General features: G+C 35.6%; 28 protein-coding genes and 1 riboswitch. Of the genes, 18 read left to right on the top strand and 10 right to left on the bottom strand.

All coding sequences use genetic code 11. The features are described from left to right. Nucleotides 1-12 precede the first annotated feature (12 nt). Nucleotides 13-1,065, top strand: a complete 1,053-nt coding sequence (locus BC6307_RS14195) for a hypothetical protein (protein ID WP_066414582.1) — start codon at nt 13-15, stop codon at nt 1,063-1,065. Further along, nucleotides 1,062-1,973: a hypothetical protein gene (locus BC6307_RS14190; protein ID WP_066414495.1), complete on the top strand. Its 912-nt coding sequence runs from the start codon at nt 1,062-1,064 to the stop codon at nt 1,971-1,973. Before BC6307_RS14195 ends, BC6307_RS14190 begins: the two co-directional genes overlap by 4 nt. 137 nt (nt 1,974-2,110) lie before the next feature. Here BC6307_RS14190 and BC6307_RS14185 read toward each other — a convergent pair whose 3' ends face one another. Beyond that, nucleotides 2,111-3,028 (bottom strand): DMT family transporter, encoded by a 918-nt coding sequence (locus BC6307_RS14185; protein ID WP_066414499.1) that lies wholly within the window; start codon nt 3,026-3,028, stop codon nt 2,111-2,113. A gap of 112 nt (nt 3,029-3,140) precedes the next feature. Between BC6307_RS14185 and BC6307_RS14180 the strand changes: the two genes are divergently transcribed. From BC6307_RS14180 to BC6307_RS14170, 3 genes are all read left to right on the top strand, one after another. Next, a complete protein-coding gene (locus BC6307_RS14180) occupies nt 3,141-4,802 on the top strand; it encodes an ABC transporter substrate-binding protein (RefSeq protein WP_066414501.1) in 1,662 nt (553 codons plus the stop codon). 50 nt (nt 4,803-4,852) lie between these two features. Continuing rightward, a riboswitch (guanidine-I (ykkC/yxkD leader) is annotated at nt 4,853-4,951 on the top strand. 59 nt (nt 4,952-5,010) lie between these two features. Further along, nucleotides 5,011-5,352 (top strand): DMT family transporter, encoded by a 342-nt coding sequence (locus tag BC6307_RS14175; protein ID WP_066414503.1) that lies wholly within the window; start codon nt 5,011-5,013, stop codon nt 5,350-5,352. A 1-nt stretch (nt 5,353) separates the two neighbouring features. After that, complete coding sequence (locus tag BC6307_RS14170; protein WP_066414506.1) at nt 5,354-5,668, top strand: DMT family transporter; 315 nt, start codon at nt 5,354-5,356, stop codon at nt 5,666-5,668. A 33-nt stretch (nt 5,669-5,701) separates the two neighbouring features. On the opposite strand, the gene BC6307_RS14165 is transcribed toward BC6307_RS14170, so the two are convergent. The 3 genes from BC6307_RS14165 to pflB all read right to left on the bottom strand — a co-directional run bounded on the left by BC6307_RS14165 (nt 5,702) and on the right by pflB (nt 9,532). Further along, nucleotides 5,702-6,253 carry a class I SAM-dependent methyltransferase gene (locus tag BC6307_RS14165; protein ID WP_066414508.1) on the bottom strand — a complete coding sequence of 184 codons (552 nt, stop codon included), beginning with the start codon at nt 6,251-6,253 and terminating at the stop codon, nt 5,702-5,704. Between the two features lie 253 nt (nt 6,254-6,506). Further along, nucleotides 6,507-7,235, bottom strand: a complete 729-nt coding sequence (pflA, locus tag BC6307_RS14160) for a pyruvate formate-lyase-activating protein (RefSeq protein WP_066414510.1) — start codon at nt 7,233-7,235, stop codon at nt 6,507-6,509. A 65-nt stretch (nt 7,236-7,300) separates the two neighbouring features. Further along, on the bottom strand, nt 7,301-9,532 hold the full coding sequence (pflB, locus tag BC6307_RS14155) for a formate C-acetyltransferase (protein WP_066414512.1): 2,232 nt from the start codon (nt 9,530-9,532) through the stop codon (nt 7,301-7,303). Between the two features lie 229 nt (nt 9,533-9,761). Between pflB and BC6307_RS14150 the strand changes: the two genes are divergently transcribed. Further along, nucleotides 9,762-11,048 carry a NarK family nitrate/nitrite MFS transporter gene (locus BC6307_RS14150; protein WP_066414514.1) on the top strand — a complete coding sequence of 429 codons (1,287 nt, stop codon included), beginning with the start codon at nt 9,762-9,764 and terminating at the stop codon, nt 11,046-11,048. Nucleotides 11,049-11,175: 127 nt separating this feature from the next. After that, nucleotides 11,176-11,625, top strand: a complete 450-nt coding sequence (locus BC6307_RS14145; protein WP_066414516.1) for an NUDIX hydrolase — start codon at nt 11,176-11,178, stop codon at nt 11,623-11,625. A gap of 262 nt (nt 11,626-11,887) precedes the next feature. Here the strand turns inward: BC6307_RS14145 and BC6307_RS14140 are convergent, their stop codons facing one another. After that, the gene (locus tag BC6307_RS14140; RefSeq protein ID WP_066414518.1) at nt 11,888-13,384 is read right to left on the bottom strand and encodes an esterase/lipase family protein; all 1,497 of its coding nucleotides are present in this window, start codon (nt 13,382-13,384) and stop codon (nt 11,888-11,890) included. A 330-nt stretch (nt 13,385-13,714) separates the two neighbouring features. Here BC6307_RS14140 and BC6307_RS14135 point away from each other — a divergent pair, with 330 nt between their 5' ends. Continuing rightward, on the top strand, nt 13,715-13,927 hold the full coding sequence (locus BC6307_RS14135; RefSeq protein ID WP_066414520.1) for a cold-inducible protein YdjO-related protein: 213 nt from the start codon (nt 13,715-13,717) through the stop codon (nt 13,925-13,927). A 73-nt stretch (nt 13,928-14,000) separates the two neighbouring features. On the opposite strand, the gene BC6307_RS14130 is transcribed toward BC6307_RS14135, so the two are convergent. Continuing rightward, entirely contained in the window at nt 14,001-14,924 is a 924-nt protein-coding gene (locus tag BC6307_RS14130; RefSeq protein ID WP_066414522.1) for an alpha/beta hydrolase, read from the bottom strand. A gap of 487 nt (nt 14,925-15,411) precedes the next feature. Then, nucleotides 15,412-16,308 carry a hydroxymethylglutaryl-CoA lyase gene (locus BC6307_RS14125; RefSeq protein WP_066414524.1) on the bottom strand — a complete coding sequence of 299 codons (897 nt, stop codon included), beginning with the start codon at nt 16,306-16,308 and terminating at the stop codon, nt 15,412-15,414. 140 nt (nt 16,309-16,448) lie between these two features. Between BC6307_RS14125 and BC6307_RS14120 the strand changes: the two genes are divergently transcribed. The 4 genes from BC6307_RS14120 (at nt 16,449) to BC6307_RS14105 (ending at nt 19,450) form a co-directional block, all read left to right on the top strand. Then, on the top strand, nt 16,449-17,633 hold the full coding sequence (locus BC6307_RS14120; RefSeq protein WP_066414525.1) for an acetyl-CoA C-acetyltransferase: 1,185 nt from the start codon (nt 16,449-16,451) through the stop codon (nt 17,631-17,633). Between the two features lie 15 nt (nt 17,634-17,648). Beyond that, nucleotides 17,649-18,338 carry a CoA transferase subunit A gene (locus tag BC6307_RS14115; RefSeq protein ID WP_066414528.1) on the top strand — a complete coding sequence of 230 codons (690 nt, stop codon included), beginning with the start codon at nt 17,649-17,651 and terminating at the stop codon, nt 18,336-18,338. A gap of 16 nt (nt 18,339-18,354) precedes the next feature. Beyond that, the gene (locus tag BC6307_RS14110; RefSeq protein ID WP_066414529.1) at nt 18,355-19,023 is read left to right on the top strand and encodes a CoA transferase subunit B; all 669 of its coding nucleotides are present in this window, start codon (nt 18,355-18,357) and stop codon (nt 19,021-19,023) included. Between the two features lie 169 nt (nt 19,024-19,192). Next, the gene (locus BC6307_RS14105) at nt 19,193-19,450 is read left to right on the top strand and encodes a YqkE family protein (RefSeq protein ID WP_066414530.1); all 258 of its coding nucleotides are present in this window, start codon (nt 19,193-19,195) and stop codon (nt 19,448-19,450) included. A 110-nt stretch (nt 19,451-19,560) separates the two neighbouring features. Here the strand turns inward: BC6307_RS14105 and BC6307_RS14100 are convergent, their stop codons facing one another. Next, on the bottom strand, nt 19,561-20,466 hold the full coding sequence (locus tag BC6307_RS14100) for an aldo/keto reductase (RefSeq protein WP_066414532.1): 906 nt from the start codon (nt 20,464-20,466) through the stop codon (nt 19,561-19,563). Nucleotides 20,467-20,528: 62 nt separating this feature from the next. After that, nucleotides 20,529-20,663 (bottom strand): Z-ring formation inhibitor MciZ, encoded by a 135-nt coding sequence (mciZ, locus tag BC6307_RS14095; protein WP_066414533.1) that lies wholly within the window; start codon nt 20,661-20,663, stop codon nt 20,529-20,531. Between the two features lie 76 nt (nt 20,664-20,739). Between mciZ and BC6307_RS14090 the strand changes: the two genes are divergently transcribed. Both BC6307_RS14090 and BC6307_RS14085 read left to right on the top strand, forming a co-directional pair. Continuing rightward, complete coding sequence (locus tag BC6307_RS14090; RefSeq protein WP_066414536.1) at nt 20,740-21,288, top strand: NUDIX hydrolase; 549 nt, start codon at nt 20,740-20,742, stop codon at nt 21,286-21,288. Nucleotides 21,289-21,296: 8 nt separating this feature from the next. After that, on the top strand, nt 21,297-22,463 hold the full coding sequence (locus BC6307_RS14085) for an endonuclease Q family protein (RefSeq protein ID WP_094366323.1): 1,167 nt from the start codon (nt 21,297-21,299) through the stop codon (nt 22,461-22,463). Between the two features lie 406 nt (nt 22,464-22,869). Here the strand turns inward: BC6307_RS14085 and BC6307_RS14080 are convergent, their stop codons facing one another. After that, nucleotides 22,870-23,433, bottom strand: a complete 564-nt coding sequence (locus BC6307_RS14080; protein ID WP_066414541.1) for a GNAT family N-acetyltransferase — start codon at nt 23,431-23,433, stop codon at nt 22,870-22,872. A gap of 147 nt (nt 23,434-23,580) precedes the next feature. Here BC6307_RS14080 and spoIIM point away from each other — a divergent pair, with 147 nt between their 5' ends. The 4 genes from spoIIM (at nt 23,581) to xerD (ending at nt 26,047) form a co-directional block, all read left to right on the top strand. Next, nucleotides 23,581-24,219, top strand: a complete 639-nt coding sequence (gene spoIIM / locus BC6307_RS14075) for a stage II sporulation protein M (protein WP_066414544.1) — start codon at nt 23,581-23,583, stop codon at nt 24,217-24,219. A gap of 114 nt (nt 24,220-24,333) precedes the next feature. Next, on the top strand, nt 24,334-24,792 hold the full coding sequence (gene fur / locus BC6307_RS14070; RefSeq protein WP_066414547.1) for a ferric iron uptake transcriptional regulator: 459 nt from the start codon (nt 24,334-24,336) through the stop codon (nt 24,790-24,792). A gap of 132 nt (nt 24,793-24,924) precedes the next feature. Beyond that, the gene (locus BC6307_RS14065; RefSeq protein WP_066414550.1) at nt 24,925-25,152 is read left to right on the top strand and encodes a YqzK family protein; all 228 of its coding nucleotides are present in this window, start codon (nt 24,925-24,927) and stop codon (nt 25,150-25,152) included. A 4-nt stretch (nt 25,153-25,156) separates the two neighbouring features. Next, nucleotides 25,157-26,047: a site-specific tyrosine recombinase XerD gene (gene xerD, locus BC6307_RS14060; RefSeq protein WP_066414552.1), complete on the top strand. Its 891-nt coding sequence runs from the start codon at nt 25,157-25,159 to the stop codon at nt 26,045-26,047. Nucleotides 26,048-26,109: the final 62 nt, after the last annotated feature.

Raw genomic sequence — 26,109 nt, 5'->3', positions numbered from 1 at the left:
TTTATACCGGGGATGGGACATCTATACTTAAATCGAACAAAAAGGGGTATGTTTTATTTGTTTTGTACCATCATCCCGCTTATCGGCTTTGCATTTTTGGCGGCTATCAATCCGTGGGATGCGGGAATTCTCATTATAATGGGAATTGGCTTTGCTTTTTTCGTTGGATTCCTTAACTTACTCGATATGGTTTTTTATTTAATAAAAAAACCGCTTCAAAATGTGAATGTACAAAATGGAGTGGAAAATAAAGACACTCAAGTTTCCGCTAACAACTCGGAACGACTACATACAATGTTGCTTTCGTTCGTACCAGGGCTAGGACACTTTTATTTAGGACTAATGAACAGAGGTTTAACATTTTTGATCGGCTTTTTCGGATTAGGGGTAATGGTTATATTTATTGCAGCCATTACGAGTCAAGGTGGTTTTATTGCGTTTTTAGGGATTTTACCTGTTATTTGGATTTTTAACATGTTTGATACGATGCAACAGCTATCACGTAAGCAAAATGGAGAGGAGCTTGTAGACCGTACCGTTTTAGAAGATTTTGAAGAAACGAGAAAAGAACAAGGGAGAAAGAGCAAAGCGTTAGCAACGATTCTTTCGATGTTTCCTGGTGCAGGTCATATGTATTTAGGTTTACAAAGACGTGGGCTGCAGCTTATGGCAGCATTTCTGTTCTCTATTTATATATTAGATACGTTACGATTATCCTTATTTTTATTTCTCATCCCGTTAATTTGGTTTTATAGCTTTTTTGACGCTTTACAAAAAGTATCGAAACACGGGGATGAAGAGCTTGAGGATATACCAATCGTTTCTTACCTTATTAACCATCAAAAATGGGTAGGAATTGGGTTAATTGTATTAGGAATTTATTATATGTTTACCAATATCGTCGTACCGGTGTTAGGGCCAGTAATGAACGAAGCGTTCGGTGTAGATTTTAACTATTGGTATTATCAATACTTTCAAATGATCGTTATTTCGATTATTTTTATCGGCGGAGGTATTAAGTTGTTAATTGGCAGTAAATCGAAAAGAAAGGAGCAAGTATCATGAGGACGTGGAGAGTTGGTACTTTTTCAATGGGAGTATCCCTTGTAGCGCTCGGATTATTTCTTGGAATTAGTCAGTTTAAAGGCTGGGAAGCACTTCAACCATTTCTACTTTGGTGGCCCTTTATCTTAATAGTACTAGGGGCAGAAGTATTAGTATACTTATTCGTTTCTAAGCAGGAACATCCGCGAATAAAATATGATGTATTAAGTATCTTTTTTGTTGGTGTTTTAGGAACAGTTGGGATTGCGCTTACTGTGTTAGTATCAACAGGTGTTTTACAAGAAGTTCGTACAGTAGTAAGCGCGACAGAAAAGTCGTTTGCGCTTCCGGAAGTGAGTGAAAACTTAGCCTCAGAAATAGAAAGGGTAGTCGTTGAAACAGGAAATCAGTATGTACAGGTCGAAACGACAACGGGAGAACAGCTGCATATTTTCGGAGCATATCGAACAACGATTGAAGCTGGGAAAGTTCCCCCGATAGTTAAGAAAGAAGACTATGTAGTGAAGAATGTAGTTGGGGATACAATGTATATCCAATTTAAAGTACCCGAACAAAAAACAGGTCCTTTTTCTATACACACAGTTATGACACCAACAATAGCAATTCCTGATAGTGTTACATTAGAAGTAAGAGGTCGTCATAACCTTGTGAAGTTAAATGTCCAAACATTAAAAAATAATTGGACAGTAAAAGGTGCAGAATACGTTGAACTGTACGTTAATGAAAAGAATGATCTCGAATTAATCACACATTCTCATTATGAGCAGGATTCAGCATACTTCGAATGGGAAAAAGTATCGAATGAAAATGATGATGCTTTTAAAGGAGTATATAAGTTAGGCGAAGGTACGTATCAATTAAGCATACTAGAGAGCAGCTCTGTTGCATTAAATATAGGGGAAGGATAAAGGGTTCAAGTAAGAACCCTTTTTTCTTTTCCATTTGATATGGTAAATTTACGTCTAGCAACTCGAGGTCACAAGTCAATCTGTCCAGAAGGTCAAAGAGCACTCCTTTTGCCGGCTTGCTTTGTGCTTGTCGTCGCTTAGTGAGCCCCTTCCGCTTTTGTTCTTACAAATTGTATTAAGATGATAAATATCGCAGTGAAACATATCGCAATTGCTTGTGTAATACTTATACTAGAATGTAATATCCATATATCCATCAATGCTACTTCTATTAAAATTAAATTATTGATCATAGAACTTTCGTAAGCTTTTAAAAATTTCTGTGTAAGTCCCCATAAATAAAAGGCAACTCCTCCATTTATCACTCCTAACCATAAAATAATGAAGTATGATTTTAGTTTTAAAGTTGGAAAAGGTTCCATGCTAAACCCAATAACTAGAAGTAGAAAAGCCCCAATAAGCATCGGCTTAACAACCACATCTTCTACCCGCATTTGTTTATTCGCTATAACATGTCTTGAATAAGATAGATGAATTGCGTATCCAACGCTAGATAATAAAACAAAAAGTACGCCGATTATATCTGCTAGTGATAAATTCCAAGGATAGTAATATACAAGAACACTAATAGCGACACCGAAAGCAAAGTAATAAACTGCTCTGTTTTTAATTTCCTTTAGCCAAAAAACATCAATGAATAATACAATTAAGATGTTACCTAAGCAAAGTATCAAACTAGTTTGAGTAGGTGTGATAAAAAATTGCCCTACATATTGCATTCCTTGCGCTAGAAAAAAGCCGAAGAAACCGAGCAACATATATTGTAGCCAGTTCAATTGTATCCTATCTGTTCTCTCACGTTCATGACGGAATGACCTCCACATGAAGATGGCGGTCGCGATAGAAATAGAAGCGATTAAATATCGAAGACCTGATAAAGTAAGAGGACCTATCACACTTTCATTAAAAACTATTTTGTTTAATATATAGGACGACGCCCATAACAATGTAACAAATACAGCAATTAATATGGCGAAAAATTTATTTTTTTTCAATTTATTTTCCTCCAACATTTATTTTAACAAGATAAATATATTATGATAGTGGAAAGGAGGAAGAAAAAGAGAAAATAAAAAGCTATCATTTCCCCTTTTGAATGGAGGTTACATGAATACACTTATTCAGTTTTTAATACTTAGAAGCAAATGGAACAATATTGAAGAAAACCAACCTATTCCGGTAACGCTTACCGAAATAGCAGAAATATTAAACTGTTCTGTACGAAATGTAAAATATATATTAAAATCATTTATTTCGAACGATTGGATTATATGGATTCCGGGTATGGGGAGGGGAAATCCATCAAAGATTACATTCCGACAATCTAATCGTGACATTATCGAAGAAGAAGTTAAAAAGATAATGAAAGAAAATAAAGCGGAAAAGTTAATGGTGTTACTACAACTAGAAGAGTTACAGGAGAAAGAAAGAAAATATCTATTAGACATACTGCTATATAGAGAAAAAAACAATGATACTTATTCAAAAGATACTCTTCATTTACCGGTATATCGACAAATTCATCAACTATCCCCTAGCCTTGTCACAAGAAGAACGGAGCTACACTTAATTCGACATTTGTATTCAACGCTAATTGGTATAGATAGTGAACGGGGAATAGCAGAGCATTGGAGAATCGAAAGTGATTATAAGCGATTTACGTTTGTTTTACGAAAGGGTGTTAAATTTCATGATGATTCCACTCTTACCGCCGAAGATGTACGCTATTCATTGTTGAAGTTAAAGAATACGAATTTTAGTTGGGTTGTAGATGAAATAAAATCAATCGAAATCCTACATGATACCAAACTAGTCATACAATTGTTTCGTTCTAATTATTCCTTTTTAAGCTGGTTAACCTTACCGTGTACATCCATTATAGCTGCTAACTATACAGATAGAATTATAGGAACCGGCCCTTATTATTTAAGCAAACATAATGAAAGTATCGTTATCTTAAAAGCATTCTCCAATTATTTTGGTTATCGACCATCTACGGATGAAATTAAACTAATCATTGTACCGGTCATCTACAAACAGTATTTTGATGGTCAAGAGGTTCAAAACAATAATAGTGATGTGATAGAAAAACAAGTCGTTAGTCAAATAGATGTGGGCTGTAAATATATTTTGTTACATACTGCAGCCCTCTCCAAGGAGGAACGTCTCAGTTTAATACAAAAGATAAATATCCCACAAATGATAGCGAGTCTAAAAGAAAATAGACAGGAGGTAGCTACTACACTACTTAGAGGGATAAATCATAGTTTAACGGATCAAGCTTTTCCTAATTGTTTACCTTCAACCGTTAGCATTCGAACGTATAAGGGAGCAGGTAACGAAAAGGACATGGGATGGTTATGCAAACAGTGGGAAGAAAGTGGTGTACGCGTTAACGGTACATTAGTTGATTATTCACAGCTTTATGACGGAAAAACGGACGTAATATTAACAGAGATAAGTGGTGAGGATAGTTTAGAGACTACTTTATTTTCATTCATTTTAAATAAGGACAGCCCGCTCCAATTAGTGTTATCACCTAAAAGGTTAAAGGAGATAAGAGAGATAGTGGGTAACGTTATCCAAATAAATGATCAAGAAAAACGGTGGGAGGAACTTTCACACGTACATAATGACCTGATCGAGGAAGGGGTCCTTGTACCGTTGTTTAGGTGGAATCAAATAGTGAAAGTTCCCACTTCATTCGCAAAATTAAGTTTAAATTCATATGGATGGCTCAATTTTTCTGAACTTGTTAATGAAATGTAAAGGTTGAAATTTTGCCGTTATTATGTATAATAGGTTAGAGAAAATTGTATAGATAGGTTTTCTAGGGTTCCGTAGTCTTTACTAGTCTGGTCCGAGAGAAAGCCCACAAGTGTAAGCTTGTGACACGGAGGGATAAAAGCCTGGGAGATATTCGTTTTACATGAATAATCTTCTTGGCTTTTTTATTTTTGAAACGGGGTGTTAAAAAATGAATTGGAATTGGACGAAAGTTTTGATAGCCGCATTTTTTGAAGTGATTTGGGTTATTGGGTTGAAACATGCTAGTCAGCCACTAGAATGGGGCGTAACGATTATCGCGATTGCGATTAGTTTTTATTTACTAATAAACGCAGGTAAAGAATTGCCAGTTGGAACAGTTTATGCTGTATTTGTTGGACTAGGAACGGCAGGAACAGTCATATCAGAGATACTGTTCTTTCAAGAACCAGTTCATATAGGTAAGCTATTCTTTATACTATTACTGTTATTAGGTGTAATTGGGTTGAAAATGGTAACCTCAGAACAAAAAGCGGAAGGAGGAGAAATGTAACATGGCTTGGTTTTATTTAATATTGGCAGGTTTATTTGAAATGGGTGGTGTCTTAATGATTAATAAATGGCACCATGACCGAAAGATTATTTCTCTCCTTCTACTAGTACTTGGGTTTGGTTTTAGTTTTATTTTCCTAGCGATTGCGATGGAAACATTGCCGATGGGTACAGCGTATGCGGTATGGACTGGTATCGGTGCTGCAGGTGGAGCGATTTTAGGAATGATATTTTATAATGAACCGAAAGATTGGAAGAGAATATTTTTTATTAGTTTAGTAATTGCTGCAACGATTGGGTTAAAGTTAATATCATAAATTTAAGAAAGGACCTCTGGATAGGTCCTTTTTTTATTGCTTTAATGCATCTAAAATGAGAGAAGGAAAGACTAACTCGTCCTTATTTCTAGGGTCTATCTTCTTAGAACGAAAGATAACACCGTCACTTTCATTCCAATCCGTATAGTGAAATACTCCTTTTTCATCACAATACTCTAGAAGTTTGACGGCAAAGCCTGCACTGTTAAATATATGTGATAATGTTTTATATGTGTGAACGAATTTATGACTCGAAGCAGGATGTTCTTTAGGACCAGGTCCACCCACTTTTACTATGTTTTGGTACTCCTCATTTGGAAAGAAGCCATCTGGAACGGCACATCGAATGTAACCAGAGGACTTTAAATATTTGTAACAAATGTTTGCCGCTATTACTCCTTCATCAAACGAAAGATGTTCCCAAACATGCTCAGCTACTATTGCTGAGATACTATTCTTGTTAAACTGTGCACTCCACGTAGTTTCATCTAGCAAACTTAATGTCTCTTCTTCCGTATGTATCCAGCTAGGGTTGTTATTGTATCCGCCAGCACCAATTACTAGTTTTACATCAACTAAGGTCATTAATTTCTCCTCATCAATTATTCCTTTTTCTTACATTATATTGAATATTGTCAAAAAAGAAAAGAAAAAGAGTGTAGATTCATTATACGTATTATTCTCTATTGATTGGGTTAAAACCATCATCTATACAGACTACTTATAGTGAAAAATTTATAATTACAACTCATGAATTTTCAAAAATCTTTATAAGAGTAACGAACAAAAAAAGGTCCTAAAAGTCAGTTTCTACTGACTTTTAGGACGTCCCTGATAATTATATACTGCCTAATAGTTCTTTCGCTTTTTTGACTAATTCTTCATTCGGTGGATTAACATCTTTTAGGGCATAAGGAATCCCAAGTTGTTCCCATTTATATACACCCATTTGATGATAAGGAAGTATTTCAATTTTTTCTACATTCGTTAGCGTTTGAATAAACTCACCAAGCTCTTTTAAATCTTGTACATCATCTGTTTTAGTAGGAACTAGCACGTGACGAATCCATACAGGTAAATTTCTATCTGATAGTAGTTTGGCAAATTGTAAAATATGGGTGTTTGGTAATGAAGTTAGTTCTTTATGCTTTTCGTTATTGATTTGCTTAATATCTAGTAAAAATAGGTCTGTATACTTTAGAAGTTCATCCAATGATTCAAGAAATCTTTTAGAGTTAGAGAAACAACCAGCAGAAGTGTCAACCGTTGTATGAATTCCTAACTCTTTACATTTTTTAAATAATGCAATTACGAAATCAATTTGTAATAGCGGTTCGCCACCACTTACGGTTACTCCTCCGTTTGAGTGTTTCATGTAGGGAAGATACGTTTCAATATCTTCTATTAATTCGTCCACAGACATAAGCTTTCCTTTTTTCTGTTCCCACGTGTCCGGGTTATGGCAAAATTGACACCTTAACAAACAGCCTTGAGTGAAAATAACGTAACGAATACCTGGACCGTCTACCATGCCGGACGTTTCGATAGAGTGTATATAACCTTGCATAATTGAATACCTTCTTTCTATTTTAAGGAACAGCAAAGAGGGGGAAGCCTTTCAAAAAGAAAGGCTTAAGAACCTAATGACTCATGGAATGTACGATTAATAACGTCTAATTGCTGTTCTCTTGTTAGTTTAATAAAGTTAACGGCATAACCTGATACACGAATGGTTAACTGTGGATACAATTCTGGATGTTCCATTGCATCTAGTAAAGTTTCGCGATCAAATACGTTAATATTTAAGTGGTGCCCTTTTTTGTCTGCATAGCCATCAAGAATAGCTACTAAGTTAGTAATTTGAGTATCTTCTTCTTTCCCTAACGCTTTCGGAACGATAGAGAACGTGTTAGATATACCGTCTAATGCGTGATGGTAAGGGAGTTTGGATACAGAATTTAAAGAAGCAAGGGCTCCTTTCTTATCACGACCATGTAATGGGTTAGCCCCTGGTGCGAATGGCTCGCCATCTCGACGACCGTCCGGAGTATTCCCAGTTTTCTTCCCGTACACTACGTTAGAAGTAATCGTTAAGATTGACATCGTTGTCATTGAATTACGGTACGTCTCATGTTTCTTTAACTTTTTCATAAAGCTCTTCACAACTTCTACCGCGATAGAGTCAACTCTCTCGTCGTTGTTACCGTATTGAGGATAATCTCCTTCTACTACATAATCAACAGCAATGCCATTTTCATCACGAATTACTTTAACTTTAGAATGTTTAATAGCACTTAACGAGTCAGCAACGACGGATAAACCAGCAATACCAGTAGCCATTGTACGTAAAACGTCTTTATCATGCAGCGCCATTTCAATTCTTTCATAGTTGTATTTATCATGCATGTAATGAATGATATTTAACGTATTAATGTAAAGTTCTGCTAACCAATCGAGCACTTGATCATATTTAGACATTACTTCGTTGTAATCTAAATACTCGCCTTGTATTTTCTCAAACTTCGGTGCAACTTGTATTTTTGCTTTTTCATCTACGCCACCGTTAATAGCGTATAGTAAAGCTTTTGCTAAGTTCGCTCTAGCTCCGAAGAACTGCATTTGCTTACCAATTCTCATTGCAGATACACAACAAGCGATGCCGTAATCGTCACCATATTCAAGTCTCATTAAATCATCATTTTCGTATTGAATAGAGCTTGTTTTAATAGACATGTTAGAACAAAAACGCTTAAAGTTTTCAGGTAGTTGTGTAGACCAAAGAATCGTTAAGTTAGGCTCTGGAGCAGGACCTAAGTTCGTTAATGTGTGAATAAAACGGAAGGATGACTTTGTAACAAGCGGTCTGCCGTCTAATCCAATACCACCGATAGACTCAGTAACCCACGTTGGATCTCCACTAAATAAGTCATTGTATTCTGGCGTTCTAGCAAACTTCACTAAACGTAACTTCATAACGAAATGATCTACTAGTTCTTGAGCTTCTTCTTCTGTTAATCTACCTTCGCGAATATCATTTTCAATATAAATATCTAAGAAAGTAGATACTCGACCTAGGCTCATTGCTGCTCCATTTTGTTCTTTAATAGCTGCTAAATATCCGAAGTATAGCCATTGAAAAGCCTCTTTAGCTGTTTGAGCTGGCTCCGAAATATCATATCCATAAATACTTGCAAGTTCCTTTAGTTCTTGCAGTGCACGAATCTGTTCAGAAATTTCTTCTCTTAAACGGATAATATCTTCCGTCATTCTAGAGCCTGTGTCTTTTAAATCTTTTTTCTTATCTTCAATAAGGAAGTCTATTCCATAAAGTGCAACTCTACGATAGTCTCCAATAATTCTTCCGCGACCGTAAGCATCTGGTAAACCAGTAATAATTCCTACTTTTCTAGCTACTTTCATTTCATCTGTATAGGCATCGAATACACCTTGGTTATGTGTTTTTCGATGTTTGGTGAAGAAATTATCTACTTCCTTATCAATTTCGTATCCGTATGACTCTAAGGCAGTTGCTGCCATTCTTATACCGCCATAAGGTTGTAAAGATCGCTTGAATGCTTCATCTGTTTGGAAGCCAACAATTGTTTCACTATCTTTATCTAAATAAGCTGGGCCGTGAGAAGTGATAGTAGATACGATCTCTGTATCTAAATTGTATACACCGCCTCTTTCACGTTCTTCTTTCGTAAGTTCCATTACTTTCTTCCATAAGCTCTCTGTACGTTCTGTAGCCTGTGCTAAAAACGTTTCATCTCCATCATAAGGTAAAAAGTTTTGTTGGATAAAATCTCTTACATCAATTTCTTTATTCCAGTTTCCTTTGCGGAAATTTTGAGGATAGTTCATGATTTCCAACTCCTTTAAAAAGGTTAATTGAGTTTGTGATGTTTTTAACAATTTAAATATAACAAGGAACATTCAGGAAAAGGTGTGATATTTATCACATGACACGAATTTGTAAAAAATTTATTACTAAAATTTGAAAGTGTGATAAAGTTCACATTTTAGTATTAGCTTGAAGATGTATGATGTGCCCATAGAAAGAAAAGTTAAAGATTAATTGGAGGAATGAAAAATGGCACGTATAACAGAATGGAACCCAGAAAATAAAGATTTTTGGGAAAGAGAAGGGAAGCGACATGCAAGGCGTAACCTTTGGATATCTGTTTTTACATTATTATTAGCGTTTGTTATTTGGCAGATGTGGTCAGTAGTTGCAGTTCGGTTAAATGATATAGGGTTTCAGTATACAGATGAGCAATTATTTACGCTAGCAGCCATTCCAGGATTAATTGGGGCATCGTTACGATTTATTTATACATTCGCTGTTGGAAAGTTCGGCGGGCGAAACTGGGTTGTATTTTCTACAGGTGTATTAGCTATCCCAGCCATTGGTATCGGATTTGCTGTTCAAAACCCAGATACACCATATTCGGTTATGCTAATTCTTGCAGCTCTTTGTGGTTTAGGGGGAGGTAATTTCTCTTCTTCTTTAGCGAATATTAGCTTTTTCTACCCTAAAAAAGAAAAAGGAACAGCGTTAGGTATTAACGGTGGACTCGGAAATATGGGGGTATCAGTTGTACAGTTTGTTACTCCATTAGTTATTACGATCGGAACTTTCTCATTTATCGGTGGAGAAGGTCAAGTGTTACCGGATGGATCACAAGTTTGGTTACAAAATGCAGCGTTCGTTTGGGTATTACCTATTATAATTATGACGATTGTTGCGTATTTTGGAATGGATAACTTACCTAATACGAAACAATCTGTAGCAGAACAATTTGTTATTGTGAAAAGAAAGCATACGTGGATCATGACTTGGTTATATGTTGCGACATTCGGTTCATTTATTGGGTACTCAGCAGCATTTCCACTATTACTAAAAAGTACGTTCCCACAATATGTTGGTTTAGCCTTTTTAGGAGCATTTTTAGCCGCGTCGTTTAGACCGGTTGGTGGTTGGTTATCAGATAAGTTTGGAGGAGCAAAAGTAACAACATTTGTTCTAATCACGATGTCTATAGGGGCATTGCTAGTTATTTACTTCCTTGGACAACAATTTTTCACTGGTTTCTTACTTTCGTTTTTACTATTATTCATTGCAGCAGGTATAGGTTCTGGTTCTACGTTCCAGATGATACCTATCATTTTCCCAGCAAAAGAAGCAGCGCCAGTTCTTGGATTTACTGCAGCATTTGCAGCTTATGGATCATTCTTTATTCCAAAATTGTTCGGTTGGTCAATGGCTACGTCAGGAACACCAGCTACTGCGTTATATTTCTTTATCGCTTTTTACGCAATTTCTATTCTATTAAATATTTATTACTATAACCGTAAAAACGCAGAAGTAAAATGCTAATTAAGACATAAAAGAGATGGAAGGGAGTTCTTTACTTACGTGAAGAACTTCCTTTTTAACGTTAAAAGTAATTTTAGTCGAATTCTGAGCTGTAAATTTAGTAAAATAAAGGAAAGGAGGGGTATTTTTGATTAGACAAGCTGTAGGGGCGATAGCGAAAAGAGAAAATGGCGATATTTTACTAGTAGAAAAAGTTAAATGGCATGATAAAAATGGAAATAAAATTAACACTACTGCTGAGTGGGATATACCAAAAGGTGGCGTCAAAAGTGAAGATGAATCACTACAACAGGCGCTTATTAGAGAGTTAAAAGAAGAAACTGGATCTGCCGAATGGGAAATTGTATCACAATATGATGCGAAGATTCAGTTTACTTTTCCAACTTCTATTCAAGAAAAGATTGGTTACAAAGGTCAGAGCACGACATTGTTTCATGTCGTGTATACGGGTAATAATGACGTGTTTACACCAATTGATACAGAAATAAAAAGCTGTCGATGGGTTTCTAAAGAAAACATAGTCGATATAATAGCGCATGAAGAAACGAAGCATTTTTTAACTAAATATGTTTTATGAGCATAGGGAGGCTGTCCAATAAACCTCAAAACAGTGTAGAATCAATTCGTTTTTCCATTGTTTTTCATGTAAGGATTTCATACAGAAGGTAGAATCATTATACATAGTATTTTTGATTGGGCTAAACTACATTCTATACAAACTACACATAATGAAAAATTTGTACGTACAGCTCATGAAAATTTAAGAATACTTATGAGGGTAACGAACAAAAAAGGTCCTAAAAGTCAGATTCTACTGACTTTTAGGACAGCCCCGTTATTTAATAAACATTTCCTTTTTCATCTACAAATACAGATTTTACTACCGTTCTCTCAAAGTCATCTCCATTAGCAGTTTTTCCTTTAAAATCAATCGTTATGTTGTAAACACCTGCTTTTGAAAGGGTAATAGGTAGTTTTTCCTTTTGTGCCATTTGTTTTTTCGTACGTGTAGTTTGTATTCCATTATTATTAAGGTGGACTGTCATTTCTAGTGCTTTAATATTTTTTCCTCTACTAACCTGTAAGTTTTCGTAATCAAATGTTAGGCTATCATTAATGTTACTGTCGATGGAGACATTCATTAAATAAGCTGCCTTTGTTTCGTTAGCAAGAACTGTCCACTTTCCAGCTTCAGGTTGATTGATCGTAACGGTGTGATGATATGCTCCTTTAAAAATATTGTCATTTTCATAAATTGCAAAGTTACTATATATATAGCCGGAAGGGCTTACTACTTGTAATTGTTGATGTTTTTGGTCACTTAGCCAATCCAATGATAAATGATTAGTACCGTTTTCTACAACAAAATGTTCTTTTTTACTGTTATTATATTCTCCACCGCGGAGTATCATATTGGTTGCTGGGTTGATGGTTTCTATATCTAAATATTCAGCAGAGGCACTAACCTCGTTATATGCGGAAAAAAATGAGCTTGGCTGGCTACTTGTTAAATATGGACGGAATAAATGGAAAGTGTTCCGACCTTCTCGAATACTACTATGATTCCAATTGCTAACACGAACTTCATGACTGTATGGTAATCTAGAACTTCTAACCGTTACAGCACCATCATTTTGCCCGTAAGAACTTAAGTAAAGTCCTCCCCAATAAAGAGAAGAGCCGAAACTACCCCAACTCGTTCCACCAAAAGTATAAATAGGATTCCTACTTCTATTAGCGTGACCATCTGTTTGAACACGATATTGACTCATGTAACCAGTTTGTAAGGAGTAAGTTGCGTCATTTCTACCACCGAAAATTCCAGCGAGCCAGCCAGCCCAACTACTGTATGCTAAGTCAGCAAGTTCGGAGCCGTAATGAGGAGTAGATAAGGTGATAAGATTAGAGACATATGGGTGAGCGTTCTGATGTATTAATGCGTTTTGTGTGTCGATTCCGCCTTTACTATGTGCAACAACGACTAATTTCTTTTGACCAAAGTAGTTGTAAATTTCCTGCAGTTTACTAGCTAGTAGAATACCGTTATCCCACATATTCTTATCTGGGTGTACATCCACAAATGCAGTTTCATATCCGTTTTGGAGAGCAACTTGGTACATATCATTACTTTCCCACCATGTTCTTGATGAGCTGTTAAATCCGTGTACAAATACAACCGGCGCTTTGTTTGGATCAATGTAGCTAGGAGTATCTCCAACATACCATTGTCCAGGAACTCCACCAGGATCGTCTTTCCCGCCAATTGTACCTGCACTAACTTGAAGCGGCACAATAAGTAAAAGGAAAGAAATTAACAGTAAACTTACTCGTTTCATTTTATTCCTCCTTTATTTCAGAGCAAAGCACCCATAAAAAATCATCTTAATAGGACAGGAAGTACAGGACGTTATACTCTGATTATTGAAGTTAAACTATTTTTTGGTAACTCCATCATCAGTCTATGGGGATAATGGAAAGAAAGACGTAAAACATGATCAGGATGAAAAAATAAGAAAGAGGTAGGAGGGAAGCTTCATTCCATTTACGGAAATAGACCTATTTTTATGAAAAACGCGAATAATATTAAAACATTTTGTACAAGAGCCAACATTTGGTACATGTTATTGGTATAATTGGGAAAGATAGTAGTGAAGGAGGCGTATGCGATGGCATTCGGTAGAAGAAATCAAATGGAAATTCCCAAACCGCCTGACGTAGAAAAAAATGTACTATCCTGTGAAGGTGACGATTGCAACGGTTGGATGAGAGAAGAATTTGCTTCAGAAGATGAGCTATGTCCATTATGTGGTGGTTCGATGAAAAAGGAAATAAGAACTCTTCCTGAAATTGATAAAAATAATAATTTTTATGGTAGATAATATAAAAACAGCAATTCGCTAATTGGAATTGCTGTTTTTTAATACGTTCTGCTGGGAAATGTTTTTTATGTTTTTAATGGTAACCGATTTCTTGTAAAAATTCATCTACCATTTTCTCATATTCTTCTCGGTTTTCGCTATAACTCATGGCGTGTTGGCCTTTTGGTGCTAAATAGAGCTTTTTTAAGCCTTTTTTCTTTTCGAATAATTGCTCTGTCATGACTTTTGGAATGTAATCATCTGGTTCGCTATGGATAAATAGTATTGGTTTTTCTATATTTTCTATTACTGAAATTGGAGAGACTTCTTTTAAATTGTATTTATCTCGAATTCGTAAAAATGTTTTTGCGATTGGCATAATTGCATATTTAGGAATTAACTTATATTCAACCTTCAAACGGTAGGCTAATTGTTCTTCTAAATCGGAGAAAGGACAATCGGCGATGTAAAAGTCCGCACCGTCTTCCATTCCACCAGCATATAAAAGTAACGTAGATGCGCCCATTGATTCACCGTGAATACCAATTATACTTTCTGGTCCTTGCCTCTTTTTCACCCAATCTACAACCGCTTTTAAGTCATGTTTTTCATAATAGCCATAACTAGTTGTTTTTCCTCCAGACTTTCCGTGTCTACGATGATCGTAAATGACGGCATTCCAACCACGTTTTAAGAAAATATTCATATACTTAATAGAATTATATGTGTTTTGAGTTACTCCGTGGCAAAATATCATGTATCGGTTAGAGTCATTTACCTTAATTAATTCACCGTATATGTTGTAGCCAAAAGGTGAAGCAATGTTTAAAGGTTTTTTTGGTAATGAAGCATATTCATCCTCTTTATAGTGCCCTAAGTTTTTCTCTCGCTCAATTATCTCTTCCGTTGTTTTTTTTCGTATATACATAACAATGTTAGAAAAAAGCAGACCAACAATGAACACGTAAGAAAAAAGAATTGTAAATAATACTATTACTTGCCTATAGTACCGCTTCATTTTTATTCGTCACCTCAGTTGTTTAGTTACAATTAGTTTACCATTATTTAGTTAGTTCACAAAAATTTATAACATTGTCTTAAAGGAAAAAATGATACATGAGTCGAATCTCGTTTAAAAAGAGGGGGATTACATGGAAAATATAAAAAATTTAAGGAAATTAAAAAGAGAGTATATTGAACTTGAAAGATAAATAGCAGATGGAAGATGTTATTGGATGAAGAGCAAAATAATAAATATTAATAAAGATAACTGAAGAAAGGCATGGTTCATTTTTGTCATGCCTTTCTAGGGGAAGAATTATTGTTCTGAATTTTGCCTTTTCGTCGGGTGAATCGCTTTCTCTAACTCTTCTTGTGCAATTGGTTGCTTACTCTTGTCTGCATTAGGCTTACCTTTTTGACCACGTTGTTTAGCCATAACAAAAATCTCCTTTCTCAACTTATCATTGATAATTTGAGAAAGGTGGGAAGAAATTATACATCTTTCATTGTAACGAAGCTAATTTATACAAACTACTCTCAAAAGGTTTTGCTATATGTTCCTTCATACTATTTAGTGCGTGCACAATTTTGTCTATATCAACACCTGTTTCAATACCAATCTGATTTAACATATGTACAACGTCCTCTGTAGCTACATTTCCAGATGCGCCAGGAGCGAATGGACATCCACCTAACCCACCTGCAGATGTATCAAAACGGTCTACTCCAGCTTGTAAGGCAGCGAATACATTAGCAAGTGCCATACCTCTTGTATTATGAAAATGGGCGGTTATTTGCAATTTTACTAATGTGTTTTTTAGAATGGAAAATAATTCGAAAACCTCTTTCGGATTGGCCATACCGATTGTGTCTGCAACACTTAATTCGTCAACACCCAATTCCTCAAAACGCTTACATAATGAAACAACCTTTTCTACTTCTACTTTGCCTTCATATGGACAGTAGAATGAGGTGGAAATACACGCACGTATCCAATACCCTTTTTCTTTTAATTTAGCAATTAGTGGAGTTAATTCTTGCATACTTTCTTCCGTTGTCTTATTTATATTTTTTTTATTAAACGAATCCGATACTCCGACAAAAACTGCCGCATTTTTACAATCTGTCTCATAAAGCCTACTTATTCCCCTTGCATTAGGTACGAGTACGATGTTCCTTGTATTATTATCTAAAGAAAGCGAAATTACTTCTGAAGCATCTTTCATTTGAGGTACCCATTTTGGAGAAACGAAAGATGTTAGTTCCATTTCTTGAATACCTGCATCTTTCAAGTTTTTAATAAAGTTAATCTTTGCTGTAGTAGGAATCCATTCCTTAATGTTTTGTAAACCATCACGTGGTCCAACTTCTATAATTGTTACTTCTTTTGGTAAGTTCAAAAAATCACCCCTTAAAATGTATTATTCTTCTATTCTATTAATATTATAAATTGAATTGCAACAACAATAAAATTTTTTAAAAATATAAAGAGGATTTTCGACAAATAGCAAGAAATAAGTAATGGAAAGGAGATGGAGAAATGTCAACAAAGGATGTAGTAATTGTAAGCGCTGTTAGAACGGCGATTGGTAGTTTTGGAGGGTCGTTAAAAAATATATCTGCTCCACAATTAGGAGCAACTGTCATAAAGGAAGCATTAAAGCGAGCAGGGGTAAATCCAGAGCAAGTGGACGAAGTGATAATGGGGAATGTATTGCAGGCGGGGTTAGGGCAAAATCCTGCTCGTCAAGCTGCTATTCAAGCAGGATTACCGCATGAAGTAAGTGCCATGACGATTAATAAAGTGTGTGGATCAGGATTAAAATCTGTTCATTTAGCTACACAAGCAATTTTAGCAGGGGATGCAGATATTGTCGTCGCTGGTGGTATGGAAAATATGTCGCAAGCTCCGTATTTATTAAAGGGAGCTCGAGATGGGTATAGAATGGGAGATCAATCCGTCATTGATAGTATGATCTCTGATGGTTTATGGTGTGCATTTAATGACTATCACATGGGAGTAACAGCTGAAAATTTATGTTCCCAATACGAATTGACAAGAGATGAACAGGATGAATTTGCTGCATGGAGTCAGCAAAAAGCGGAAGCGGCTTTAAAGACTGGGAAATTCACAGATGAAATAGTCCCGGTTGAAGTAAAGCAGAAAAAAGAAATCATTTCTTTTGACCGTGACGAATATCCTAGAAGTGGTACTACTGCAGCGAAATTAGGGGGATTACGTCCAGCGTTTAAAAAAGACGGTTCCGTTACTGCAGGTAACGCATCTGGAATAAATGATGGAGCAGCTGCAGTTATAGTCATGAGCCGTGAAAAAGCGGAACAATTAGGAATAACTCCTTTAGTTACAATAAAAGCCAATGCAAGTGCTGGTGTCGATCCAAGTGTAATGGGGATAGGCCCAGTAAGTGCGGTTAAAAAAGTTTTAAAAAAATCAAATGTAACAATGGATGACATAGATCTTATAGAAGCAAATGAAGCTTTTGCAGCTCAAGCATTAGCTGTAGGAAAAGAGCTTTCATTTGATAAAGATATATTGAATGTAAACGGTGGTGCTATCGCGCTTGGTCATCCAATAGGTGCTAGTGGCGCAAGAATACTAGTTACATTAATTCATGAAATGAAGCGCCGCCAAGCGAAAAAAGGTTTAGCAACTCTTTGTATCGGCGGAGGACAAGGGGTAGCAACAGTTATAGAAAATGTGTAGGAGAGGAGAATTACGATGAAACCTATTTATACTTCATTTGTAGAAGCGGTAAAAGACATTAAAGATGGCGATACGATTATGGTTGGTGGGTTTGGACTATGTGGTATTCCAGAAAACTTAATCTTAGCTCTAGTAGAAACAGGAGTAAAAGATTTAACAGTGATTTCAAATAACTGTGGTGTGGATGAGTGGGGCTTAGGTTTGTTATTGAAAAATCGTCAAATAAAAAAAATGGTAGGCTCCTATGTTGGTGAAAATAAAGAGTTTGAGCGTCAAGTGCTTTCTGGCGAGTTAGAGGTGGACTTAGTACCACAAGGAACACTTGCAGAAAAAATTCGAGCTGGTGGTGCAGGTATTCCAGCTTTCTATACACCTGCAGGAGTTGGCACGCCAATTGCTGAAGGAAAAGAAGTTAGAGAATTTGATGGTAAGGAGTATGTTTTGGAAGAAGCATATAAAGCTGATTTTTCTTTAGTTCGTGCAGCTAAAGCAGATAAAATGGGTAATTTAGTTTACAACAAAACAGCGCGAAATTTCAATCCAATGATTGCAGCAGCTGGTACCGTTACTATTGCAGAAGTGGAAGAGTTAGTAGAAATCGGTGATATTGAACCGAACGAAGTTCAAACGCCAAGTATTTACGTTCAAAGATTAATAGTTGGAGAGCAACAGAAAAAAATAGAACGACTAACGGTGAGAGACTAGAGAGGAGGAAAATAAAATGGCTAATGAAAAATTTTTAACGAGAGAAAAAATTGCAAAACGTGCGGAAAAAGAAATTGAGAGTGGATTTTACGTGAACCTTGGTATTGGTATGCCAACTCTAGTAGCTAACTATATATCAGATAACAAACAAGTAGTTTTACAATCGGAAAACGGACTACTAGGAATTGGACCGTATCCAACAAAAGAGGATGTTGATCCAGATTTAATTAATGCCGGGAAGGAAACTGTTACTGCGATTCCAGGTGCAGCTTACTTCGATAGTGCTGAGTCTTTTGCGATGATTCGTGGTGGACATGTAAATATTGCAATATTAGGTGGAATGGAAGTTAGTGAAACGGGTGACCTAGCTAACTGGATGATTCCTGGAAAGATGATTAAAGGAATGGGTGGAGCAATGGACCTTGTTCACGGAGCTCAAAAAATCATTGTTATTATGGATCACGTTAATAAAAACGGAGATGCAAAAATACTAAAAGAATGCTCACTTCCGTTAACAGGTAAAGGTGTTGTAAATCGAATAATAACAGACCGTGCAGTCATTGACGTAACCGAATATGGATTAAAACTAGTTGAGGTTGCGAAAGGTTACACAGTCGACGACATCCTCCAATCGACTGAACCAGAGTTAGTTGTTGATGAACAAGTAGTTTTAGATGCATATTAAAGTAAAGGGGTAGTAGCTTAAACGCTACTGCCCCTTTATAATTGTAATAGAAACATATATAATTATTTTATAATCTAACAGCTTTTTATAATATCATTTAGCTATTTATTAGCAAGTAGTATACAAGGATTTTTTCATACGCATATTTGAAACAAAGGAGTATGGATGCATGGCAAAAAAGAAAAAGAATAGCACAAGAACTAACAAACCAACGAATATGGAAGAAAAAATTTCGTTGAAAGATCAATTGCAAGGAGATGTATTCTCTAAGTTAAAATCAATGAAGCAATCTTTAGAGGAATCGGAACAAAAGCGTAAAGAAGAAGAGGAGATTAAGAAAAGAGAAGAGCGTCGCCTCCGTGAAAAAAATAAATCATTCGAAGAGTTATTAAATGATAGTAACATGAACTGGAAAGAATTCAAGTGATAATTTTTATATTTTCTATTAAATATTGAATTTTAGGATCCTTATAAGGGTAACGAACAAATAAAGTCCTAAAAGTCAGTTTCGACTGACTTTTAGGTCAGCTCCCTTTTTTAATTGTGTTCATTATACGTAGAAGCTTTTGCGATGTTTTGGATCCATTCATATTCCGAGTTTGAAAGTGTGTTGGAAGTTAAAGATTTGATATTTTCTTCTACTTGCTGGATAGAACTTGCTCCTGGAATCACAGAAGCAACAGCTGGGTGCTTTAAACAATAATGTAGTGCGATACTATTTAAATCTGTAAATTTTGTAGCTAATTGATCTAGCAGTTTTCTCAATTCCTCATTTGAATAATCAAGATAACCCTTTGCATTTAACTTATCTCTATAGACGTTTGTTAATAATCCTTTTGCAACAGGACCACGCGCAATAACGCTAATATTATTATCCTTTAGTAAATCTAATACAACATCTTCTGGACGACGGTCAAGTATGCTATATTGCATCATTACAGAATTAATTGTTGATTTTTTTACGTATTCTTTAATAACATTTGGCCTAATAGAGGAAATGCCGTAAAAGCGGATTACTCCTTCTTGTTTCAATTCTTCAAATGCTTCTATCGTCTCATCTATGTGATCTTCAATCGTTCCACCATGAAGTTGATAAAGGTCGATATAATCGGTTTGTAAACGATGTAAACTATTCTTTACAGCATTCTTTATGTACGCTTTTGAAGGATCCCATGTCCAGCCTTCTTTCCCATCTTCCCAACGATTCCCTACTTTTGTAGCTAAAATAATTTCACTTCGTTGTTGCTTTAATGCTTTCCCAACGATCTGTTCATTTAAGCCCTTATCATAAAGGTCAGCAGTATCAAAATAGTTAATACCTAAATCTAGTGCTCTTTTTACTATATCTGCCGCAGTGCCTTCTTCGGTGCCTAGAGACATGCAGCCTAACCCAATTTCACTTACATACAAATCCGAGTTTCCTAATCTGTTTTTATTAAGCATAAGAAGATCCCTCCCATTTCCTTCATTTTAGCCTAAAGGAATGAAAGGGACAAATAAGAGGGTTACTTTTGCTTATGAAGAAACGTAATCCATTGTAACACGGTGTCAAACTCCTTATTATATTCCTTTAATTGGTGACGGATTTCCCAAGCTTTTCCTACCAAGACGATATTGTTTGGACGAACGTACACTTTCATCTTTATTACCCCCAACAAGTTGTATGGTAAAATGTATGAATAAATAGCAATTCATAGAACTTTTAGGAGTGGTAGAGTGGAGCACTTAAAGGAAAAAACAGTTAAATCAGAAAAACTATTTAATGGAAGAGTCATTGACTTATATTTGGAAGAAGTTGAGTTACCAAATGGAAAAACGAGTACAAGAGAGATTATTAAACATCCTGGGGCTGTTGCAGTTGTCGCCATTACTGATAAAGGAAAAATTGTTATGGTAAGACAATACCGGAAGGCGATGGACCGTATTTTAGTGGAAATACCTGCAGGGAAATTAGAAAATGGAGAAAAGCCTGAGGTTACGGCAATTCGAGAACTACAAGAAGAGACAGGGTATACATGTGATGGAGTAACTCCGTTAATTTCTTTTTACACTTCACCTGGCTTTGCTGACGAATTAGTTCACCTGTTCGTAGCGAATGGCTTAAAAAAAGATAATCAAAAGCATAGTTTAGATGAAGACGAATTTGTAGATTTAGTTGAGGTTACACTAAATGAAGCGTTACAAATGATGGAATCAAAAGAAATATATGATGCGAAAACAGCATATGCTATTCAATATTTACAACTACAACAAATGCGAAAGTAGCGATGTTTGTGAACGAGTATTTTTTAGATTTACATATCCATTTAGGTAGTACCGCTTCAGGAAAACCCGTGAAAATTACCGCCTCAAAAAGTTTGACGTTAGAAAACATTATTGTAGAGGCTCGGGATAATAAAGGCTTGGATATGATTGGGATAATCGATTGCCATGTCCCAGAAGTAATGATGCAGCTAGAACAGTGGAAAAATGAAGGTAATTTAGTGGAGGAAAACGGTGGTGGAGTATCGTTTAAAGGTCTTACACTACTATTAGGCTCAGAAATAGAAATTTATGATGAAAATTGTAAAGGGCCAATTCATGTTTTATGCTTTTTACCAACGATAGATAAAATGAGGTTGTTTTCTGAATGGTTTGCAAAACGTGTTACGAATATTACATTGTCTTCTCAACGAATTTATGAAAGCGGCCGAGTTTTACAAGAAAAAGTGCACGAACTTGACGGTTTATTTATTCCTGCGCATATATTCACTCCATTCAAAAGCTTGTATGGTAAGGGCGTAGTAAAAAGTATTACAGAGGTTTTTGATGCCTATTTGGTAGATGGAGTTGAACTTGGACTTAGCTCCAATACTTTAATGGCATCCTCTGTTGCTGAACTTGCTCCATATCCGTTTCTTACAAATTCAGATGCTCATTCACTAAACAAAATAGCTCGTGAATACCAGCTAGTTACGATGAAAGAGCCAACCTTTGCTGAATTTCGAAAGGTACTAAAAGGGGAAGACGGTAGGCGAGTTATGAAAAACTTTGGTCTTAATCCTTACTTAGGGAAGTACTACAATACAGCATGTGAGAAATGCTTTACTTTACGAGTTAACGAGGAAAGGTATTGTACTAATTGTGGTCATTCTAAGTTTACGAAAGGTGTAAGTGAAAGAATTAAGGAGCTTGGACATGTAACAATTGATACAGCATTTCGACCACCATATATACATCAAATACCATTAGAATTTATACCTGGAGTTGGTCCGAAAACATTATATAAGTTAAGGGCAGCTTTTCAAACGGAAATGAACATCTTACATAACGTAACAGAAAAAGAACTTGTAGAAATTGTAGGTGAAAAAATCGGAACATTAATAATGAAGGCTAGAAGTGGTGAGCTATCATTTAAAGCAGGTGGAGCTGGTAAATTCGGAAGTGTTACACCTGAATAGTGAAGGTAGTCCCCCATGCAAGCGAAAGTTACACCATGGAGAATAAAAACGGATGGTTCGGCTTATAACTGTTACAATATTTTTGCTTTTCCAAATTTAGAACTGTGAGTGGAACGGAGCGGAAGGTGCGAGACTCCAGTGGGAAGAAGAGGAATCGGGAGACCCCGCAGGGCTTTAGCCCGAGGAGGCTTCCGTTTCTCCCCGCGGAAAGCGAGTACCTGCAGCGAAGTGGAACGTACTAACTTAAAACGTATAACAACAATCAATGTTGTCTATAATGAAATGTTCTTTTTCCAAAAGAAGCTTATTTTCAAGGTAGGAACTTTATACAGTCCTACCTTTTGTGTTGTTTACGTTAATAATACTATTTTAATTTCGTTGTTACCTTTTAAGAAGTACGATCGGTTTAATCTTTAATTTTTGCAAACACGCACGTATCCCGCAAACCATCTCCATTTATGGCTAAGCTATTATTCTTTAAAATACCTTCTAAGTCAAACCCTAATTTCTCTGGTATTTTTCGACTTCTTATATTTTTAGGATCACAACGAATTTCGACCCTATTTGCTTGAAGTACTTCAAATGCAAATTTAGTTAAGCCATCAACAGCCTCTAACATATAGCCGTTTCCACTATGACGACTATCAATCCAGTACCCTATCTCGAAACTACGAACTTCCCAATTTACTCGATGTAACCCAGTTGAACCAATAAATTCTCCAGATTCTTTATGCAAAATATGAAGTCGTAAGTCTTCTCTTAATAAAAATTGTGCATGTGATTGGCGAATGTTCGCTTCCATGCTTTCGATTGAAGGAACTTCTTTTGCAAATGCTAACCATGGCTTTAAATCGTGAACAGAATGCTCGACTGCTTGTTGAACCACTTTGCCATCACCGGGCAATGGAAGACGAATGAGCAGGCGTGCTGTTGTAAACTCATGAGGAAACTCAATCATTGTATTGTTCAATCTTTCCACATCCTTCTATAAATTTTCCATATTGTAACATATAACATAACTCTATGAAAATATTTTTTTAATAGGAATACTTTCTAGCTTTTTTCATACAATCTAGTAAGTGAAAAAGAGTTACAGATTATTAGGAGGAATTAGGAGATGAAAAAACATTCACGGTTTAATACGCTGCTTTTACATTTTAAAGAGTATTCCTCACTGTATTTATTTATTGTTGTATTATTTATAATGGGGGTCATTTTTGGGGCAATTGTTGTTAATAGTATGAATTTTAGTCAAAAACATGATCTCTTTATATATGTAGAACGTTTTTTTGGACAAGTTGCTAATGGGGAACTAGCAAGTAGTAAGGATATTTTCTTTCAAAGCTTTTTTCAAAAATTAACTTTTGTATTGTTAATGTGGGTTTTAGGAATTTCCATTATTGGGTTACCTGTCATTTTAATATTATTATTCCTAAAGGGAGTAGTTGTAGGTTTTACAGTAGGTTTTATTGTTAATCAACTTAGTTGGAAAGGATTTTTATTATCCTTTGCATCGATTTTTCCGCAAAATACGATTGCTATTCCTGTTTATATAATCGTTACTGCATTAGCTGTAGCTTTCTCCATGAAGATGATTCGTCAACTTTTTGCAAAGAGAATCACCGAGCCGTTTTTTCAATCATTTTTACGTTATTCTATATTAATGGGCATCCTACTTGTTGTTTTAGGAGTATCTTCCTTTGTAGAAGCATTTTTATCACCAATGATGATGAAAGCGGTTATTAATATATTGTAAATAGTATTAGATAATAATGATTATAAATGGTTCTTTGTAATGATTATATTTTTCTTTACAGTTTCTCAATCCTTCGGTAAAATATAGTGGAAACCTTGTAGGAGGGAAACCTTAATGGAAAACAGAATTGAACGGATAAAAAAACAATTACATTCTGCTAGCTACAAATTGACTCCTCAGCGGGAAGCAACCGTACGTGTTTTATTAGAGCATGAAGAGGATCATTTAAGTGCAGAAGATGTATACCTCCTCGTAAAAGAAAAATCACCTGAAATCGGACTAGCTACCGTTTATCGTACGTTAGAATTATTAACTGAACTTAAAATTGTTGACAAAATAAACTTCGGAGACGGTGTTTCCAGATACGACTTACGTCAAGAAGGAGCAAAGCATTTCCATCACCATTTAGTATGTATGGAGTGTGGTTCCGTAGATGAAATACAAGATGATTTATTAGAAGATGTAGAATCAATTGTAGAAAGAGATTGGAAGTTTAAGATTAAAGATCATCGTTTAACATTCCACGGAATATGCCATCGATGTCAAGAAGAAGAAAATGAAGATAATGCTTAAGCAGTTAAAATGCACATCATTTCTTATGAGATATTGTGCGTTTTTATTTTTCCTTTCATTTTTATGTATATTTCCTTCATAATTTGTCATACCTTTCTATTAGGAAGTATGTCCAATTGGAGGGTATAAAATATGAAGAGAATGTTTGAGACTACTTATCATACATTAAAAGTATTTATTTTATTTACTGGCTGCACTGTACTTTTCTATTATGGAATCGTATGGTTAAATCAAGAGTATGAAAACTACCACCGTTATGATGAACCAGAAGGGGCAGCGGTTAAAGTAGCAAAAATGGTGGAGGAGAAAAACGATAGCTGGCTTCAGCGACTAGTATTCTTTTATCACTTCGGGGAGTAGAGATATGCAAGATCACTTACAAGACTTTTTACATTTTTTATTAGTAGAAAAAGGGTTAGCGGACAATACAATTATTTCTTATGAACGAGATTTAAAAAGCTATCTTTTATATCTTCAAAAAGTAGAAAATATTGACAATTTGAATGTCGTAACGAGAGGTAATATTCTTCAGTTTTTAAACTTTCTACACGAAAAAGGAAAATCATCTAAAACAATTGCAAGGCATATTGCATCGATTCGCTCTTTTCATCAGTTTTTACTCCGTGAAAAAGTAACAGAGCAAGATCCGACTGTACATATCGAATCACCACAACCAGACAAGCCGTTACCAAAAGTACTATCAGTCGAAGAAGTACAAGCGTTACTTGAAGTACCGAAAGGAAAAACTCCATTTGAAGTTAGAGATAAGGCGATGTTAGAGTTATTATATGCAACAGGTATGCGTGTATCAGAATTAATCTCCTTAAAGACTTCGGATGCCCACTTGACGATGGGCTTTATTCGATGTATTGGAAAAGGAAATAAAGAGAGAATTATCCCTATAGGTAATATTGCTTCCAAAGCAGTCCAACATTATATAGAAGCTAGTAGACCATCATTACTTAAAAAGGTAGAGACGGATGCACTGTTTTTAAATAATCATGGAAAAGGCTTGTCTCGACAAGGGTTTTGGAAGATTTTAAAAAGATTAGCAAAAGAAGCAGGGATTCAAAAAGATTTAACACCACATACGTTACGACACTCATTTGCAACTCATTTACTTGAAAATGGTGCCGATTTAAGAGCTGTTCAAGAGATGCTAGGACATGCAGATATTTCAACAACTCAGATCTATACACATGTTACAAAAACAAGATTGAAAGATGTGTATAGCATGTTTCATCCACGAGCGTAAAGAAGCCACTCAAGAAGAGTAGCTTCTTTTTATGTTGTTGAATCTGAGTACATCATGCTGAG

Source organism: Sutcliffiella cohnii (genome assembly GCF_002250055.1).
Classification (GTDB): domain Bacteria; phylum Bacillota; class Bacilli; order Bacillales; family Bacillaceae_I; genus Sutcliffiella; species Sutcliffiella cohnii.
The sequence above is the reverse complement of the archived record's forward strand: the minus strand, read 5'-3'. Positions and strand labels throughout refer to the sequence as shown.

Excerpts from the sequence above, each read along its gene's own strand:
- BC6307_RS14175 (WP_066414503.1), top strand. The coding sequence starts at position 5,011 with ATGAATTGGAATTGGACGAAAGTTTTGATAGCCGCATTTTTTGAAGTG.
- mciZ (WP_066414533.1), bottom strand. The coding sequence starts at position 20,663 with ATGAAAGTGTACGTTCGTCCAAACAATATCGTCTTGGTAGGAAAAGCT.
- BC6307_RS14135 (WP_066414520.1), top strand. The coding sequence starts at position 13,715 with ATGGCATTCGGTAGAAGAAATCAAATGGAAATTCCCAAACCGCCTGAC.
- BC6307_RS14065 (WP_066414550.1), top strand. The coding sequence starts at position 24,925 with ATGAAGAGAATGTTTGAGACTACTTATCATACATTAAAAGTATTTATT.
- BC6307_RS14195 (WP_066414582.1), top strand. The coding sequence starts at position 13 with ATGGGACATCTATACTTAAATCGAACAAAAAGGGGTATGTTTTATTTG.
- xerD (WP_066414552.1), top strand. The coding sequence starts at position 25,157 with ATGCAAGATCACTTACAAGACTTTTTACATTTTTTATTAGTAGAAAAA.
- BC6307_RS14170 (WP_066414506.1), top strand. The coding sequence starts at position 5,354 with ATGGCTTGGTTTTATTTAATATTGGCAGGTTTATTTGAAATGGGTGGT.
- BC6307_RS14140 (WP_066414518.1), bottom strand. The coding sequence starts at position 13,384 with ATGAAACGAGTAAGTTTACTGTTAATTTCTTTCCTTTTACTTATTGTG.
- spoIIM (WP_066414544.1), top strand. The coding sequence starts at position 23,581 with ATGAAAAAACATTCACGGTTTAATACGCTGCTTTTACATTTTAAAGAG.
- BC6307_RS14180 (WP_066414501.1), top strand. The coding sequence starts at position 3,141 with ATGAATACACTTATTCAGTTTTTAATACTTAGAAGCAAATGGAACAAT.
- pflB (WP_066414512.1), bottom strand. The coding sequence starts at position 9,532 with ATGAACTATCCTCAAAATTTCCGCAAAGGAAACTGGAATAAAGAAATT.
- BC6307_RS14100 (WP_066414532.1), bottom strand. The coding sequence starts at position 20,466 with ATGCTTAATAAAAACAGATTAGGAAACTCGGATTTGTATGTAAGTGAA.
- BC6307_RS14115 (WP_066414528.1), top strand. The coding sequence starts at position 17,649 with ATGAAACCTATTTATACTTCATTTGTAGAAGCGGTAAAAGACATTAAA.
- BC6307_RS14130 (WP_066414522.1), bottom strand. The coding sequence starts at position 14,924 with ATGAAGCGGTACTATAGGCAAGTAATAGTATTATTTACAATTCTTTTT.
- pflA (WP_066414510.1), bottom strand. The coding sequence starts at position 7,235 with ATGCAAGGTTATATACACTCTATCGAAACGTCCGGCATGGTAGACGGT.
- BC6307_RS14190 (WP_066414495.1), top strand. The coding sequence starts at position 1,062 with ATGAGGACGTGGAGAGTTGGTACTTTTTCAATGGGAGTATCCCTTGTA.
- fur (WP_066414547.1), top strand. The coding sequence starts at position 24,334 with ATGGAAAACAGAATTGAACGGATAAAAAAACAATTACATTCTGCTAGC.
- BC6307_RS14105 (WP_066414530.1), top strand. The coding sequence starts at position 19,193 with ATGGCAAAAAAGAAAAAGAATAGCACAAGAACTAACAAACCAACGAAT.
- BC6307_RS14110 (WP_066414529.1), top strand. The coding sequence starts at position 18,355 with ATGGCTAATGAAAAATTTTTAACGAGAGAAAAAATTGCAAAACGTGCG.
- BC6307_RS14150 (WP_066414514.1), top strand. The coding sequence starts at position 9,762 with ATGGCACGTATAACAGAATGGAACCCAGAAAATAAAGATTTTTGGGAA.
- BC6307_RS14165 (WP_066414508.1), bottom strand. The coding sequence starts at position 6,253 with ATGACCTTAGTTGATGTAAAACTAGTAATTGGTGCTGGCGGATACAAT.
- BC6307_RS14120 (WP_066414525.1), top strand. The coding sequence starts at position 16,449 with ATGTCAACAAAGGATGTAGTAATTGTAAGCGCTGTTAGAACGGCGATT.